Annotated in this window: 15 protein-coding genes, 1 tRNA gene and 1 pseudogene; 11 read left to right on the plus strand and 6 right to left on the minus strand. The window is 73.1% G+C overall.

What is annotated here, in order from left to right; all coding sequences use genetic code 11:
* Window positions 1–19: 19 nt before the first annotated feature.
* Window positions 20–1,558, minus strand: coding sequence for an MFS transporter (locus J4557_RS08030; protein WP_208265772.1), 1,539 nt, complete (start codon window positions 1,556–1,558; stop codon window positions 20–22).
* A gap of 200 nt (window positions 1,559–1,758) precedes the next feature.
* Between J4557_RS08030 and sigJ the strand changes: the two genes are divergently transcribed.
* From sigJ to J4557_RS08055, 5 genes are all read left to right on the plus strand, one after another.
* Window positions 1,759–2,685: an RNA polymerase sigma factor SigJ gene (sigJ, locus tag J4557_RS08035; protein ID WP_208265773.1), complete on the plus strand. Its 927-nt coding sequence runs from the start codon at window positions 1,759–1,761 to the stop codon at window positions 2,683–2,685.
* A 222-nt stretch (window positions 2,686–2,907) separates the two neighbouring features.
* Window positions 2,908–3,792, plus strand: coding sequence for an alpha/beta fold hydrolase (locus J4557_RS08040; protein WP_208265774.1), 885 nt, complete (start codon window positions 2,908–2,910; stop codon window positions 3,790–3,792).
* Window positions 3,793–4,127: 335 nt separating this feature from the next.
* A complete protein-coding gene (locus J4557_RS08045) occupies window positions 4,128–4,988 on the plus strand; it encodes a CPBP family intramembrane glutamic endopeptidase (protein ID WP_208265775.1) in 861 nt (286 codons plus the stop codon).
* Window positions 4,989–5,011: 23 nt separating this feature from the next.
* Window positions 5,012–6,187, plus strand: coding sequence for a sensor histidine kinase (locus J4557_RS08050; RefSeq protein ID WP_208265817.1), 1,176 nt, complete (start codon window positions 5,012–5,014; stop codon window positions 6,185–6,187).
* Window positions 6,184–6,843 (plus strand): response regulator, encoded by a 660-nt coding sequence (locus J4557_RS08055; protein ID WP_190857698.1) that lies wholly within the window; start codon window positions 6,184–6,186, stop codon window positions 6,841–6,843. The genes J4557_RS08050 and J4557_RS08055 overlap by 4 nt, the downstream gene beginning before the upstream one ends.
* A 262-nt stretch (window positions 6,844–7,105) precedes the next feature.
* Here the strand turns inward: J4557_RS08055 and J4557_RS08060 are convergent.
* Window positions 7,106–7,441, minus strand: a pseudogene (locus J4557_RS08060) (ADP-ribosylation/crystallin J1); the annotation flags it as partial.
* Between the two features lie 508 nt (window positions 7,442–7,949).
* The gene (locus J4557_RS08065; RefSeq protein WP_208265776.1) at window positions 7,950–8,300 is read right to left on the minus strand and encodes a VOC family protein; all 351 of its coding nucleotides are present in this window, start codon (window positions 8,298–8,300) and stop codon (window positions 7,950–7,952) included.
* Window positions 8,301–8,535: 235 nt separating this feature from the next.
* Between J4557_RS08065 and J4557_RS08070 the strand changes: the two genes are divergently transcribed.
* Genes J4557_RS08070 through J4557_RS08080 form a run of 3 tightly spaced genes read left to right on the plus strand, consistent with a single transcriptional unit; the run spans window position 8,536 to window position 10,685 of the window.
* Entirely contained in the window at window positions 8,536–8,769 is a 234-nt protein-coding gene (locus tag J4557_RS08070) for a hypothetical protein (protein ID WP_151544802.1), read from the plus strand.
* Window positions 8,726–9,679 carry a helix-turn-helix domain-containing protein gene (locus J4557_RS08075; RefSeq protein ID WP_307799528.1) on the plus strand — a complete coding sequence of 318 codons (954 nt, stop codon included), beginning with the start codon at window positions 8,726–8,728 and terminating at the stop codon, window positions 9,677–9,679. The genes J4557_RS08070 and J4557_RS08075 overlap by 44 nt, the downstream gene beginning before the upstream one ends.
* Window positions 9,680–9,728: 49 nt before the next feature.
* Window positions 9,729–10,685, plus strand: coding sequence for a DMT family transporter (locus J4557_RS08080; RefSeq protein ID WP_208265777.1), 957 nt, complete (start codon window positions 9,729–9,731; stop codon window positions 10,683–10,685).
* Here the strand turns inward: J4557_RS08080 and J4557_RS08085 are convergent.
* From J4557_RS08085 to J4557_RS08095, 3 genes are all read right to left on the minus strand, one after another.
* On the minus strand, window positions 10,666–12,456 hold the full coding sequence (locus J4557_RS08085) for a M64 family metallopeptidase (RefSeq protein ID WP_208265778.1): 1,791 nt from the start codon (window positions 12,454–12,456) through the stop codon (window positions 10,666–10,668). The genes J4557_RS08080 and J4557_RS08085 overlap by 20 nt on opposite strands.
* A gap of 124 nt (window positions 12,457–12,580) precedes the next feature.
* Window positions 12,581–13,372 carry an SDR family NAD(P)-dependent oxidoreductase gene (locus J4557_RS08090; protein WP_208265779.1) on the minus strand — a complete coding sequence of 264 codons (792 nt, stop codon included), beginning with the start codon at window positions 13,370–13,372 and terminating at the stop codon, window positions 12,581–12,583.
* 18 nt (window positions 13,373–13,390) lie between these two features.
* On the minus strand, window positions 13,391–13,600 hold the full coding sequence (locus J4557_RS08095; protein ID WP_208265780.1) for a hypothetical protein: 210 nt from the start codon (window positions 13,598–13,600) through the stop codon (window positions 13,391–13,393).
* Between the two features lie 231 nt (window positions 13,601–13,831).
* Here J4557_RS08095 and J4557_RS49380 point away from each other — a divergent pair, with 231 nt between their 5' ends.
* The 3 genes from J4557_RS49380 (at window position 13,832) to J4557_RS08105 (ending at window position 14,782) form a co-directional block, all read left to right on the plus strand.
* Entirely contained in the window at window positions 13,832–13,951 is a 120-nt protein-coding gene (locus J4557_RS49380) for a DLW-39 family protein (RefSeq protein ID WP_211238580.1), read from the plus strand.
* Between the two features lie 25 nt (window positions 13,952–13,976).
* On the plus strand, window positions 13,977–14,681 hold the full coding sequence (locus tag J4557_RS08100) for an HAD-IA family hydrolase (protein WP_208265781.1): 705 nt from the start codon (window positions 13,977–13,979) through the stop codon (window positions 14,679–14,681).
* A 25-nt stretch (window positions 14,682–14,706) separates the two neighbouring features.
* Window positions 14,707–14,782 (plus strand) — tRNA-Ala (locus J4557_RS08105).
* Window positions 14,783–14,864 lie beyond the last annotated feature (82 nt).

Below are 14,864 nucleotides of genomic sequence, written 5' to 3' on the forward strand. Positions count from 1 at the left end.
TGCCGGGGGCGAGAGGCGGTCAGTTCGGTGCCGGGGTTTTGGTGGGTTCGGTGGCCTGCCGCGGGACGGGGGCTGCGGCGGGACGGAGCAGGGGCCCCGGCCGGAGCAGTGCGCCGCAGAGGACGGCGCCGGTCGCGAAGATGCCCGCGCACCACCAGAACACCGTGGTGTAGCCGTGGATCGCGGCGAGCTGGAGCAGGTGCGGCGTCGGGCGGCCGTGCACGTGGTCGGTCAGGTAGCCGGTGGTGGCGCTGGCCGCGATGGTGTTGAGCAGCGCGGTGCCGATCGAGCCGCCGAGCTGCTGCCCGGTGTTGATGCTCGCCGACGCCACCCCCGCGTCCTGCGGCGCGACGCCGAAGGTGCCGGTGGCGGCCGCCATACCGAAGATGAGGCCCATGCCGGCGCCGGTCACCATGAGCGGGCCGAGCAGCGCCGACGCGTAGGCCGAATGCGCGCCGATCCCCGTCAGCCAGACCATGCCGGCCGTGTTGAGCAGCATGCCGGCGACGACCATCGGCCGCGGGCCGAAGCGGGGCAGCAGCCTGGTGTTGCCCAGGGTGGCCGTGGTCCCGCTGAGCGCCACCATCGGCAGCATCGCGACGCCGGACCTGACGGCCGAGTATCCCAGCGTCACCTGCATGTAGTAGACGAGGAACAGGAAGACGCCGAAGGTGCCCGCGCCGCTGATCAGGACGGTGAGGTAGGCGCCGGCGCGGTTGCGGTCGAGGACGATCCGGGGCGGGAGCAGGGGCTGCGCGGCGCGGGACTGCCAGGCGGCGAAGAGGGCCAGGAGCGCGCCTCCGGCCACCAGGAAGCCCCAGGCCGAGGGCGTGCCCCAGCTGTGCGACGCGGCGTTGGAGAAGCCGTAGACCAGGCAGAACATGCCGCCGGACACCGCGAGGACGCCCGGGACGTCCAGCCGGCCGCCCGGCGTCCGCCGCTGCCGGGGCACCAGCAGCGCGCCGCCGGTGATCGCGATCGCGGCGAAGAGCAGGTTGACGTACATGCACCAGCGCCAGGACAGGGAGGACGTCAGCGCGCCGCCGAGCAGCAGCCCCAGGCCGCCGCCCGCGGCGGCGACCATGCCGTAGACGCCGAACGCCTTGGCGCGCTCCTTCGGGTCCTTGAACGTGGTGGCGAGCAGGGACAGGGCGGACGGTGCGAGCAGCGCGCCGAAGACCCCCTGGCAGGCGCGCGCCGTCACGAGCATGGGGAAGCCGGTCGCGGCGCCGCCGGCGGCGGAGGCGGCCGCGAAGCCGACGAGCCCGGTGAGGAAGGTCGCCTTGCGGCCGATCAGGTCGGCGAGGCGGCCGCAGAACAGCAGCAGGCTGCCGAACGACAGCGCGTACGCGGTCACGACCCACTGCCGGTCGGCGGTCGTGAAGCCCAGGGCGCGCTGCGCGGACGGCAGCGCGAGGTTCATGACGGTCAGGTCGAGGACGACCATGAGCTGGGCGGAGGCGATGACGGCGAGGATCAGCCACCGTCTCGGGTCCCGGCCGGTCGTGCCCGCCGGGTCGGCCGGGCCGGAGGCCGGGGCCGCACTGGGTGTCGCCACGATGATCTCCTTGTCGCGTCGGGCGGGTCGGGGGCGCCGGCGGCGGTCACCGCGGGCCGCCGGGCTCCCGCCGCGGATCGGTGTCAATGGTCCGACGAGGCGGCCCGCCGGAATGTCAGGCGGCGGCGGGGCCTCACATTCCGGTGCGGTATCCCGTCGGAGAGGTGAGGGCGGATCCGACGCAGGGAGCCTCTGGGACCATGACCGACCATTCGCGGCACGACGACGCGGGCCTGAGCGCGATCATCAGCGAGCGGCGCCGGCTGATCAATCTCGCCTACCGGCTTCTCGGCTCCGTGTCCGAGGCCGAGGACGTCGTGCAGGAGACCTACGCCCGCTGGTACGCGATGTCGCGGGCGCAGCGGGACGCCATCGAGTCCCCCGGAGCCTGGCTGTCGAAGGTCGCCGGGCGCATCTGCCTGGACATGCTCGGCTCGGCGCGCGCGCGGCGGGAGCGCTATGTGGGCGAGTGGATCCCCGAACCGGTGCCGGAGCCCGGGCAGTGGGTCAGCGGCCGCGTGGGCACCGCCCCGCCCGACCCGGCCGACCGGATCACCCTGGACGAGTCGGTCAGCATGGCCTTCCTCGTCGTGCTCGATGCGATGACCCCGGCGGAACGCGTCGCGCTCGTCCTGCACGACGTGTTCCGCTACCCCTTCGCGGAGATCGCGGAGATCACCGGGCGCACCCCGGCGGCGTGCCGCCAGCTGGCGTCCTCGGCCCGCCGCCGCATCCGCGACGCCGGGCCGCCCGCGGCTCCGGCGGCCCGGCAGGCCGGCATCGTCCGGGACTTCAAGGAGGCCCTGGCGGCCGGCGACGTCGGCGCGCTCGTCGGCCTCCTCGATCCCGGCGCCACCCTCACCGTCGACGGCGGCGGCCTGGCCAGCGCCACGCTGCACCCGATCGAGGGCGGCGAGCGGATCGCGCGCTACTGCGCCGGCATCGCCGTCCGGTCCCGGGGCCTGACGCTGCTCCTGGAGCGCACCGTGAACGGCCAGCCCGGCCTGGTCGCCCAGTACGGAGGCGTCACCTCGACGGTCTACGCGTTCGAGATCGCGGACGGCCGGATCAAGCACATCTGGGCGGTGCGGAATCCGGAGAAGCTCCGGTCCTGGGGCGTGGACTGACGCGTCCGGCGCTTTGCGGGCGGCCGGCGGCGAACGGGCGGAGGTGAGCGCGCCGGCCGTACCCGTCCCCCGCGCGAGCTACTCGGGAATGTCCTCCGTGCGGTGATGATCGCGTAGTCGTCGAATCCTTAGCGTTCTCTGCGTGAGCGCGGCGTTCCCGTCGCGAAATCCCAGGCAATGGCAATTTCGCCGGGCCGCGGTTTTCTTACGCTGGAGGACAGGATGATTCGCAAGCTCAGGACGCTCGCCGTGGCCGCGATCTGCTGCGCGGTGGCCGGTGCGGGGCTGACCGGGTGCGATGACGACGCGGGTTCCTTCCCGTTCATGAACGCGCACAGGGCCGCCACCTTCACCGGGACGAAGAAGATCGAGGTCGCGGGGAAGAAGGTGAACGTGTCCTGCTCGGGCAAGCGGGCGGACGGCGGGCCGGTCGTCGTCCTGCTGCACGGCGGGGGCGACGGGCTGGACAAGATGGCCGCGTTCCAGAAGACCCTCGCCGAGAAGAACCGGGTCTGCTCCTATGACCGGCTCGGCGCGGGCGCCAGCGACAAGCCGGACGGACCGCAGGATTTCGGCAGCACCGGGAAGGTCCTCACCGGGGTCCTCGACGAGATCGCCGGGGACGCTCCGGTCGTCCTGGCCGGGCACTCGATGGGCGGGCTGATCGCCGCGCGGTACGCCCCCGACCACCGGGGCCGCGTGAAGGGCCTGGTCCTGATGGACGCGACGCCGCCGACCATGCTCGCCGACCTGACGGCGGCGATCCCCGCGTCCGCGAAGGGCCCGGCGGCCCAGCTGCGCGCGCAGAACCTCGCGGTCTTCAAGGGGGAGAACCCGGAGCGGCTCGCCATGCCGGACGGGAAGGTCCGCTCCGTCGGGAACATCCCGGTGGAGGTGATCAAGCACGGGAAGCCGTACCTCGCGGCCGTCCCGGGGTCCGGCCCGCGCCTGGAGCAGTCGTGGACGGCGGGCGAGCGCAGGTGGCTGGCGCTGTCCGGCCGCAGCAGGTTCACGATCGCGGAGAAGAGCGGCCACTACATCTACCTGGAGCAGCCCGACGTCGCCGTCCGGGCCGTCGAGCGCGTCGCCGCGAAGGTCGCGAGCTGAAGCCCGCGAGGCGGCGTTCCCGACGGCGCTTCGACCGCGTTCCAACCGCGTCCCGACCGCGTCCCGGCCGCGCCGTGTTCTCGCGTGGCATCCCCGCACTGTTCACGACTGCTGAGCAGGCGGGGATGCTCGTTTTCCGGGGAATGATTCGCCCCTCCAGGGGGAGCCGCTCAATGCCCCGGTCTCGCCATTCGGCCGCCGGCCCGGAAAGGCTTGTCCCCCGTGCGAGCTACTCGGGAATGTCCACCGCGCGGTGACGTTTCCGAACGGGCCGATTCCATAGCGTTCTTCCATCGCCGCGGTGCTCGGGCCGCGGACCCCCCGAAGGAGTCGGAATGCGTTTGGTGAAGCAGCTGGTGGCCGTCATCGCGGTCGCCTTCGTCGGAGGTCAGGCGGTCGCCGCGGTGAAGGGGAACGAGCTCCTCACCTTCGTGCTGGGGATGGCGACGGCGGCCCTGGCGCCGGTCGTGTACGCCTGGGTGGTGCGGCGCACGGAGCGCCGCGCGCCGGCGGAGATCGCGAGGAAGGGCGCCGGCGCCGCCGTCGCGCGCGGCATGCTGATCGGCTTCGCGATGTTCGCCTCCGTGATCGTGAACATCGCCTTCCTCGGCGACTACCGGGTCGACGGCTTCGGCTCGGTCCCGGGCGCGGTCGGGCTGTTCGGCTTCATGGCCGCCGCGGCGGTGACGGAGGAGCTGATGTTCCGGGGCGTGCTGTTCCGGATCGTCGAGGGGCGCATCGGGACGTGGGCGGCGCTGGCGCTGACCGGCCTGCTGTTCGGGCTGTCGCACCTCACCAACGCGCACGCCACCCTGTGGGGCGCGATCGCGATCGCGGTGGAGGCCGGGGGCATGCTGGCCGCCGCGTACGCCGCGACCCGGAACCTGTGGGTGCCGATCGGGCTGCACTTCGCGTGGAACTTCGCCGAGTCGGGCATCTTCGGCACCGAGGTGTCGGGCAACGGCTCGAACAAGGGGCTGCTGGACGGCGCGATGTCGGGCCCGTCGCTGATCACCGGCGGCGAGTTCGGCCCGGAGGCGAGCCTGTACTCGGTCGGCGCCGGGCTGGCGCTGACGGTCGCGTTCATGTGGCTGGCCCGCCGGCGCGGCCACGTCCTGCCCGCCCGCCGGCGGGGCGCCGAGGTCGCCGGGAGCGCCGCCGCCCGGCCCGCCGCGACCGCTACGCTCTCCCGGTGATCGATCTTCGGCGGCTTCCGGCGATGGATCTCGGACGGTTCCCGGACGCGTGGCGGCGGTGCGACGTCACGGTCCGGGATCTCCCGTTGGCGCTGGTGCTGATCGCCATGTCGTTCGTGCCGGCCTTCCACGGCGCGGGGACGCAGATCGGCGAGATGGCGACCCGTCCGTTCGACGCGCTCGCGGCCCTGGTCGTCCTCCTGGAGTGCCTCCCGCTGGCGGTGCGGCGGCGGTGGCCCGGGGTGTGCCTCGCGCTGGTGTCGATCGGGTTCACCGTCGACCAGATGCGCGGCTACCACCTGGTCGCGGGCACCGCGGTGCCCTTCGCGCTGCTGAGCGCGGGCGCCTACCTGGAGCGCCACCGGCGCGTCACCATGGCGGCCGGGACGGTGCTGTACGTGGTGTTCGCGGTCGCGCTGAACCGGGTGGGCGCGAACGAGCAGGCCGACGAGTACGTGACGTTCTACCTCGCGCTTGCCCTGATCTGGGGGGTCGGGGCGTGGCTGCGCTCGACGCGGGCCGCCGAGGCCGAGCGCCGGCTCCGCGTCGCCGAGGCCACCCGGACCGCCGAGCGCACCCGCATCGCCCGCGAGCTCCACGACGTGGTGACCCACCACGTGACGGCGATGGTGGTGCAGGCGGAGGCGGCGCGCTACCTGACCGCGGCGCCCGACCGGCTGGACGAGACGCTGAGCACGGTCACCGACACCGGCCGGCGCGCCATCACCGACCTGCGGCACCTGCTCGACCTGCTCAACCCCGACCACGGCACCGGGGGCGGGAGCGGCACCGGCGGCCCGGGCAGGGCGCCCTCCGCGGGCGACCTGGACGCGCTGGTCGAGCAGACGCGGCGGGCCGGGCAGCCGGTGGAGTTCACGCGGGTGGGCGAGGCGGCGGTGGCGGCGGGCAGCGCCGAATCGGTCGCCTACCGGGTCGTGCAGGAAGCTCTGACGAACGTGTTGAAGTACGCCCACGGGAGCCGCGCCGCGGTCCAGGTGCGCTACGGCGAGAAGGAGATCACGGTGGAGGTCGGCAACGATGGCTCGGGGTCGCGGGCCGCGGCCGTCGGCGGCGGCGGGCGGGGCCTGACCGGCCTGAGTGAGCGGGTGGCGGCGCTGGGCGGGGAGTTCAGCGCGGACCCGCGGCCCGGCGGCGGTTTCGTGGTGCGGGCCCGCATCCCGTCGGGGACCGCGTCGTGACCGCGCCGGTCCGGGTCCTGGTCTGCGACGACCAGGCGCTGATCCGCACCGGGTTCGCGACGATCATCGACGCGCAGCCGGACCTGGAGGTCGTCGGCGAGTGCGGGGACGGGCGCGCCGCGGTCGACCTCGCCCGCCGGCTGAACCCCGACATGGTGGTGATGGACGTCCGGATGCCGGTGCTCGACGGCATCGAGGCGACCCGCCTGCTCGCCGGCGCCGGGGTGGAGCATCCCGTGAAGGTGCTGGTGGTGACGACGTTCAACCTCGACGAGTACGTCTACGAGGCGCTGCGGGCGGGGGCGAGCGGGTTCCTGCTCAAGGACGCGCCGCCGGCGCAGCTGCTGCAGGGCATCCGCACCGTCGCGTCCGGTGCGGCGCTGCTGGCGCCCGAGGTGACGCGGCAGCTCGTCGGCAAGTACGCGGAGCGGATCCGGCCCGCGCCGGGCGCGGCGGAGGGCACCGCGCTGGCGCCGCGCGAGCTGGAGGTGCTGCGGCTGATCGCCAACGGGCTGTCCAACAGCGAGATCGCCGCGACGCTGGTGATCAGCCAGGAGACCGTCAAGACCTACGTGTCGCGCATCCTCACCAAGCTGGACCTGCGCGACCGTGTGCAGGCGGTCGTCTACGCCTACCGCAACGGGCTGGTCACCTGAGCCTCCGCGCACCGGCCGTGCGCCGGTCGTGCTCTGTGCGCCGGTCACCCCTGGTTGGGGACGGCCGGCGCACAGGGGTGTGAACAGAGTTATCCACAGGATGTGGATTGCTTGGCGACCGGGTGCGGGAACCGCTCGTGGCCAGGGAGGACGCGGATATCCCCAGGAAACGGGGCTGGGGACGAGCAGTGGACGGCGGTGGGTACGGTGACCGGCCCCGGGATGGGGACGGCGTTATCCACAGGCGTCTCGCGTCGGCGCGGAACTCGTGGACGACCTCGATCGGGCCGACGATGTGCGCGTTGAACTCCTCCAGCTCCTCCGCCGGGACCCACAGCTCCAGGATCGTCCGGCCGCCCACCTGGCGGACCGGATAGCGGTCGGCGAAGGCGGCGTCGACCTCGAACCTCGTCACGTAGCCGGAGCCGTGCGCGGGCACGTTCCAGTCCCGGGCGATCTTGATCGCGTACTCCTCGTCGAGCACCGGGTAGAAGATCGGCTGGTCCGGGAGGCGCGGCGGCCATGCCCGCCAGCCCGCGGCGTGCAGCAGGTCCAGCTCGGCCGGGCCGACCGGCCGCCAGAGGGTGAGGGTGGTCATCCGCAGATTCTGCCCGTACCGTCCTGACCTGCGGACGGGCTCCGGCTGTCCACAGGCGGCCGGTCGGGTGGCGGCTGGGGACGCGGTTGGGGATTCTTGGTGGGTGAAGCCGTCCACCGGTCACGGGCACTTGTGGAGGGCGGTCGCCCACAGGCTGTGAACGCGCTGTGTGCGGCCGGCCGGGGAAAGCCGTCTCGCCCCAGGTCAGCGAGTTATCCACGACGGGGACAACGGTCCTGCACATTGGGGACCGGGTGGGGAAGAATGGTGGACGGCGCGTCTCGGCGGTCGTGCCCAGGATGTGCACGGGAGTTATCCACAGGTTGTGGAAACTGTGCATGACCGGGCCGCGGTGTGGACGGGGCGGCGGCGCGCCCGCCGATGCCGATCGGATGTTCGAAAGGCCCTGCCGCCTGGGGATTCCGCTGTGGAGCCGGCTTCCGGAACGCCTGCTCGCAGGGGTCGGAGGATGTGTGAAACGTTGCCCCCAGCCTGTGGACGACGGGCCTCAGAGGTCCCTGGCCAGGGGATGGCGGGGTTGGTAGATCGGCAGCTCGCCCCCGCTCGGCAGCCTGATCGCGGCGAGCAGTCCCCAACCCTGGTCGCGGACCGGCACGTCCACCTGGACGCCGCGCTCGGCGAGACCGTCGAGGGTGGCGTGGATGTCGTCGCACATCAGATAGAACTCGTGCCGGGGCGTGCCCTCGGTGGGATGGGCGGCGAGCTCGGCGGGCGGCAGCTTGAAGATCAGCCAGCCGTCGCCGGCGTCGACGTCCGGGAGATCGAGCACGTCCCGGAGGAACGCGCGGTCGGCGTCCGCGTCGCGGCTGTAGATGATGACATGCGCACCGTTGATCATGGCTCCCCCTCCACGGCCGTCCTACCCGCGCGGGTCGCGGTCATTTCGGATGGTCTGGACAGGTTCGGCGGGCTGCGCCTTAATGGCGGGATGGAGCCGGAACCGGTCGTCGCGACGCCGCGCGGGCGTCCGCCGCGGCCTGCCCGGCGGCGCCCCGGACCGTGCCGAGGGCGACGCCGTGAAGGGGCCACGACCTGCGAACATTTGTTCGACTGCGTGCTAGGCTCCCGGACTCATGGGGCACCTTCTGAACGAGCCGGTCCGCGCCGAGCACGACCCCGCCGGACGACTCACCGCGTACGAGTGGCGGGGGTCGCGCTACGCCGTCGAGGAGGTCCTGAAGACCTACGGGACGCCCCAGGACGGCCGCGTCTACCGGGTCCGCGTCGTCGGCGCGGAGGGCGTGGCCGTCGCGGAGCTCGGCCGTGACCGGGATCGCTGGCGGCTCCGGCACGTCTTCTCCGCCTGACGTCCCCGGCGGCGCGAGAGGCTCCAGCGGCGCGGGCGGTTCCAGCGGCGCGGGCGGTGCGGGGCGGCGTCCCGACCGGGCGGTGTGGACGCGTGTGGACGGCATCCAGGGCGCGTCGCTCGACCTGCTCAACGCGCGCATAGCCCGCCGCCACTACGCGCCGCACGCGCACGACGAGTACGCGATCGGCGTGTGCGTCGACGGCCTGGAGACCATGCGGTACCGCGGCGAGCGGCTGTACTCGGCCGCCGGCAGCATCGTGGTGATCGAGCCGGGCGAGGCGCACACGGGCGGCCCCGCCGACCAGGACGGCTTCGCCTACCTGTGCCTTTACCCGACCGCGGAGCTGGTGGGGGCGGCGTCGGGCTGGGACGGAGGGCTCCCGCACTTCCGCGAGCCGATCGTCGACGATCCCGGGCTGGCCGGCCGGCTGCGGCTCGCGCACCGGTCGCTGCGGCTGGGCGACGACCCGCTGGAGGGCGAGAGCCGGCTGCTCGAGGTGCTCGGCGCGATCGTCCGGCGGCATGCCGTCCGGGTCCCGCCGGGCGAGGCCGGCCCGCACGGCGCGTCCGGGATCGCCCGTGCCGTCGCGGCACGCCTGTCGGACGAACTGGTGGGCCCGCCCACCCTGGCGGAGGTGGCGGCCGACCTCGGCCTGTCCCGCTACCAGTTGCTGCGGGCCTTCCGTGACTCGATGGGGATGCCGCCGTACGCATGGCTTGCCCAGCACCGGGTGGCGCGCGCGCGGACGCTGCTGGACGCAGGGCATAGGCCGGCCGAGGCCGCGTCGCTCGTCGGGTTCGCCGACCAGGCGCACCTCACCCGCTGGTTCCGCCGCGTCCTCGGTGTGACGCCCGGCGCGTACCGCAACAGCGTTCAAGACCGCGCCCGCCGCCGCCCCGCATCCTGAACCGGTGCCCGGCGGTGGTGGCCGGGCGCCGATCTGAACGGAGGACGTGGTGAGTCGCCGCGGCTGGTTGCTGTTCGCGCTGATGAGCGTGCTGTGGGGGATCCCCTACCTGATGATCAAGGTGGCGGTCGGGGGCGTGTCCGTGCCCGTGCTGGTGTTCGCGCGGACCGCGCTCGGCGCGCTCGTGCTGGTGCCGCTCGCGGCCCGGTCCGGCGGCGGGCTGGCGCCGGTCCGCCGGCACTGGCGGCCGCTGCTGGCGTTCACCGCCGTGGAGATCCTCGGCCCGTGGGCGCTGCTGTCGGACGCCGAGCACCGGCTGACCAGCTCGATGACCGGGCTGCTGATCGCCGCGGTGCCGATCATCGGGGTGGTGCTGGCGCGGCTGACCGGCGACGCGGAGCGGCTGGGACCGGTCCGGTGGGCGGGGCTGCTGGTCGGTCTCGCGGGCGTCGGCGTGCTCGCCGGACCGCATCTCGGCGGTGGCAGCGCGTGGGCGATCGGCGAGGTCATGCTGGTCGCGATCGGGTACTCGATCGCGCCGATGATCGCGACGCGCCGGCTGCAGGACCTGCCGAGCCTGCACATGGCGGCGGGGTCGCTGACGATCGCCGCCGTCGTGTACGCGGTCCCGGCGGCGCTGACCTGGCCGGACGCCGTGCCGCGCGGGCGTGTGCTGGCGGCGCTCGGCGGCCTCGGCCTGGTCTGCACCGCGCTGGCGTTCATGGTGTTCTTCGAGCTGATCCGGGAGGCGGGCACGTCGCGGGCGATGGTGTTCACCTACGTGAACCCGGCGGTGGCGGTCGTCGCGGGCGTGCTGCTGCTCGGCGAGCCGCTCACCGGGACGATCATCGCCTCGTTCGCGCTGATCCTCGGCGGCTCGGTGCTCGCGACCGTCCGCCGCGCGCCGGCCGCCGCAGCGGCGTCCGCCGCCGAGCCGCCCGCGGGGGGCGCACTCGCCGCGGACGCGGGTGTCGCGGACGTGCCGGTCAGCGAAGAGTCACGATGAACTTCCCGGGCCGGGCGACATTGCCCGCCGCGTCGATCGCCCGGTACTCGACGGTGTGCCGGCCCTTGGGGAGCCTGCCGTAGGTCAGCGAGTCGATGACGGTGCCGTTCTCGGAGAACCGCCACGGCGCGGACGAGTCGGTCGGCCAGCCGAAGTAGTTGAACCAGCCGTCGCCGTCCACGCGGAACTCCGAGACGACCACGCCGGCCCGGTCGTCCGCGCCGGTCAGCTTCATGGTGAACGGACCGTCGAAGACGTACTCGGGCGTACGACCGGGGCGGGGGCGCGTCTGCGCGGCCTCGGAGAGCCGGAACCTCACCGTCGGACGCTGCGCGTCGACCGTCCACGTAAGGGACTTGGAGCCGACCCTGGCGACGAGCGTGTGCGTGCCACTGCGAAGGCGCAAGCTCCCTAGCGCGATGTCGCGTTCGCTACCGGACACGCGCCGCCCGTCGAGTTCCCAGCGGACGGCAGGGGCGCTCCTAGCGGGATGGGTCGTCTCCGCGTACACGACCGATTCGGCACTCACGGCCTTGTCGGTGGGTGTGGACGAGGTGAAGTCGACGGGCACGTTGTCGGGAGGCGTCGTCAGTGCCGTATCGACGGTCCAGGTGCGGACCTGGGTGAGCGCCGAGGACCCCCGTACGGCCGGGTCCCGCACGAAGCCGGTCGGGTCGGTGACCGTCGCCGTGACGGTGTGCGTGCCCTTCTTCAGGTGGAGGCGCTTCAGGTCGAGGTTCGGCGACTTCCCGACGACCTTGCCGTCGGCCGTCCACGTCACCGACAACTGGTGCCCTGTCGGATGCATGGTCTCCACCCAGAGGACACGGTCCGCGCCCACAGGGGCCTCCGTGGGGGTCTGCGCCTGGACGATGTCGACCTTGCCGGAGACGCGCTGCGTCATCCGTTCCCGCGCGACCTGGTCGTAGTAGTAGCCGAGCGTCTTCATCATGGAGTGCCGGCTCGGCCTCCACACGCCCTTGCTGAAGTAGAGGCCGCCCTCATAGCGGCCTATGACGCCCCCCGCTTCGCTGCGCTCGCCCAACCACCGCCACCACTTCTGCTTCTCCGCCTTCATCTGGTCGACGGTGAGCAGCGTGTGATGGATGGACGTGGGCTCGGGACCGGCGTACACACCGCCCGGCACGCCCCGCTGGTAGTAGTCGTACTCGTCGTCAAGCCCGCCTAGCGAATGCCCGAGTTCGTGCGGCGCGATGAGGGCCGACATGGCGTTCCCGCCAGAGGACGTGGCGTACGTACCGCCCGCGCCCCCATAGGTGTCGCTGTTGGCCATCGCGAGGATCTGCCGGTTGCCGGCGTTGGTGCCGGGCACCAGGTCGGCGTACTTCTTGGCGGCGGCGGAGTCCATGACGAGCAGGCGCTGCAGACCGTCCTGCCTGCAGCCGCTCCAGAACGCCATGCCGAGCGGCGTCGTACGGTGCGGTGAGGACAGATCCGGGTCGCAGCTCACCCCCGACTCCGCCGACGGGATCTCGACCGCGTACACGTTGATGTAGCTGCGGTACGACTTGAACGGCTCGATCGTCCACAGGTCGTTGAGGTGCTTGTCGAGGTCGGCGCGGAACTTCGCCATGTCCGCCGTCGTGTAGCCGTCGCCCATGACCACCAGGTTGAAGCGCTTGGCGGGGTCACCGGTCACCTGGACCGGCACCACCGTCGCGTCCGCCGCCTCCGCGCGCGCGGGGACCGTCGCCAGGGCCGTCACAGTGAGCGCCGCCGCGCCGATGATGGTCGTCCTACCCGTCCACATGCACGGACCTCCTCGCGTGGGCGCGCGCGGGCCACAACGGCCCGGGGAGCGGCGCGCCGATCAAGCGACACTGCCCGGATTATCACTCCAAGATCCGCGCTTGTCGCCCTTGCACGCGGCGCCGTCAGCGCTTGCCGCGCTGCCCCTCCGCCAGGCCCTGCGAGATCTTCTGGCCGCCCGCGCGCCGCTGCACCGCCGCCGACAGCACCGGCGCGACGCCGCCCAGCCGGGCGCCGAGCCGCAGTGCGAGCGGCGCCACGTCCACCTCGGCGGCGTTCCGCTCGACCGCCCGCACCGTCGCCTTCGCGACGTGCCGCGGCGTGCGCGTCCCGACGCCCCGCGGCAGCGTGACGCCCGCGTCCGCGAACATCCCGGCATCCCGGATGAACCCCGGGAAGACGGTCGACACGCCGACGCCGTGCGGCCGCATGTCCTCCCGCAGCGCCAGGGCGAATCCCCGCATACCGAACTTCGTCGCGTTGTAGAGCGACGCGTGGCCGGACGCCGTCTTCCCGGACAGCGACGCGATGAACACCAGGTGCCCGCGGCCACGATCGGCCATCCGCGCGCCCGCGAGCTTCGCCATCACGATCGGCGCGCGCAGGTTCACGTCCAGGACCCGGTCGACCTGCTCCACCGAGTAGTCCGCCAGCAGCCCCGACGCGGGCAGCGCCGCGTTCGCGACGAGCACGTCCACCGGACCCGCCTCGTCCAGCAGCCGCTCCACCGCGGCGCGGTCGGCGAGATCGGCGATCACCGCCCGGCCGCCGAGCCGCTCGGCCAGCGGCTCCAGCACGTCGCCCCGCCGCCCGCTCAGCACCACCGCCGCGCCGCGCCCGGCGAACCCCTCCGCCAGCGCCCGTCCGATCCCGCCCGTCGCCCCGGTCACCAGGACGTTCGCTCCGCGCAGCTCCATGGCCGCGATGATGGCCGATCAGAACCCGATCCGCCACAGCAGCAGGATGACCGACGACACCACCAGCCCCACCGCGCCGAGCCGCGCGTCGCCCACCACGATCAGCAGGGCGCACCCCGCGGCCGTCACCGCAGCCGCCACCACCAGCCCCCGGCCTCCCGACGCCTCCTTCTCCGGCGGACCGGGGTCGAGCTCGCGCTCCCAGCGCCGGAAGTCGTCCTCAGCCATCGGCACTCCCGAGGGTCGTCGCCCGGATTATGCGACCGCCCGTCCGGTTCGGCGAGAGGGGTCGGACGCGAAAGCGGCGGCACCCGGGATTGGACGATCGGTCCGATACCGGTGAGTGGGTGCGGACCGCCCGGGATCGGTTGCTAGGCTGCGGAGAGCCTGGGGGAGCAGACACTGATCCGTATCTTTCCCCGGGTTCGGACTCATAGTCGAGGTGAAGGGGTCCCCACCGTGAAGAAGCTGCTGATTCTTGCCGTCGTCGCCCTCGGTGGCTTCGCTGTCTGGCGCCGCCTCCAGCAGGACCGCGCCGAGCTGGACCTGTGGACCGAGGCCACGTCGTCCGACAGCTGAGACGCCGGCGACACAGGGCCCCGGCGTGAGCGGCGCAGAGCCGATCTCCATCGCCTGCATCGATCTCGCCGGGACCACCGTCGCGGACGGCGGCGCCGTCGAGACCGCCTTCGCCGAGGCGATCGCCGCCCTGGGGATCGTCTCCGGCACGGCGGCCCACGACCGCGCCATGGCCCGCGTCCGCGAGTCACGCGGCGGATCGAAGATCGAGATCTTCCGCTCGCTCTTCGACGAGCCCCGCGCCCAGGCCGCGCACCTGGCCTTCGAGCGGTCCTATGACCAGCTCGTCGACCGGCACGGCCTGCGACCCGTGCCCGGCGCCGAAAGCGCTCTCGAGCGCATCCGCGGCGCCGGGGTACGCGTCTGCCTGCTCACCGGGTTCGGCCGCCGCACCCAGGCCCGCGTCCTCGACGCGCTCGGCTGGTGGGACCGCGTCGACCTCACCCTGTGCCCCGAGGACGCCGGCCGCGGCCGCCCGTGGCCCGACCTCGTCCTCACCGCCGCGCTCCGGCTCGGCGCCGACGACGTCCGGCACATCGCCGTCTGCGGCGACACCGCGAACGACATGCTGACCGGCCGCCGCTCCGGCGCGTCCATCGTCGCGGGCGTCCTCACCGGCGCCCACGACCGCGACCGCCTCCTCGCCGCCGGCGCCACCCACGTCCTGCCGAGCGTCGCCGCCCTCCCCGCCCTCGTCCTCGATGACACGGCGGTACCCGACCACCGGTAAGCTTGACGCGCCCACAGGGCAACGAGGGGCCTTAGCTCAGTTGGTAGAGCACCGGCTTTGCAAGCCGGGTGTCAGGGGTTCGAATCCCCTAGGCTCCACCAGCAGAAACGCCCCCATCCGACTCCCGGACGGGGGCGTTCGTGCGATTAGCGTGCGATTAGGCCACCGGGACGAGCACGCCAC

It is taken from the genome of Actinomadura nitritigenes (assembly GCF_017573545.1).
Lineage (GTDB): Bacteria > Actinomycetota > Actinomycetes > Streptosporangiales > Streptosporangiaceae > Spirillospora > Spirillospora nitritigenes.

What these genes read in the sequence shown, in the direction of transcription:
- sigJ (WP_208265773.1), top strand. Translation starts at nt 1,759, where the DNA reads ATGACCGACCATTCGCGGCACGACGACGCGGGCCTGAGCGCGATCATC.
- J4557_RS08040 (WP_208265774.1), top strand. Translation starts at nt 2,908, where the DNA reads ATGATTCGCAAGCTCAGGACGCTCGCCGTGGCCGCGATCTGCTGCGCG.
- J4557_RS08045 (WP_208265775.1), top strand. Translation starts at nt 4,128, where the DNA reads ATGCGTTTGGTGAAGCAGCTGGTGGCCGTCATCGCGGTCGCCTTCGTC.
- J4557_RS08050 (WP_208265817.1), top strand. Translation starts at nt 5,012, where the DNA reads ATGGATCTCGGACGGTTCCCGGACGCGTGGCGGCGGTGCGACGTCACG.
- J4557_RS08065 (WP_208265776.1), bottom strand. Translation starts at nt 8,300, where the DNA reads ATGATCAACGGTGCGCATGTCATCATCTACAGCCGCGACGCGGACGCC.
- J4557_RS08070 (WP_151544802.1), top strand. Translation starts at nt 8,536, where the DNA reads ATGGGGCACCTTCTGAACGAGCCGGTCCGCGCCGAGCACGACCCCGCC.
- J4557_RS08085 (WP_208265778.1), bottom strand. Translation starts at nt 12,456, where the DNA reads ATGTGGACGGGTAGGACGACCATCATCGGCGCGGCGGCGCTCACTGTG.
- J4557_RS08090 (WP_208265779.1), bottom strand. Translation starts at nt 13,372, where the DNA reads ATGGAGCTGCGCGGAGCGAACGTCCTGGTGACCGGGGCGACGGGCGGG.
- J4557_RS08095 (WP_208265780.1), bottom strand. Translation starts at nt 13,600, where the DNA reads ATGGCTGAGGACGACTTCCGGCGCTGGGAGCGCGAGCTCGACCCCGGT.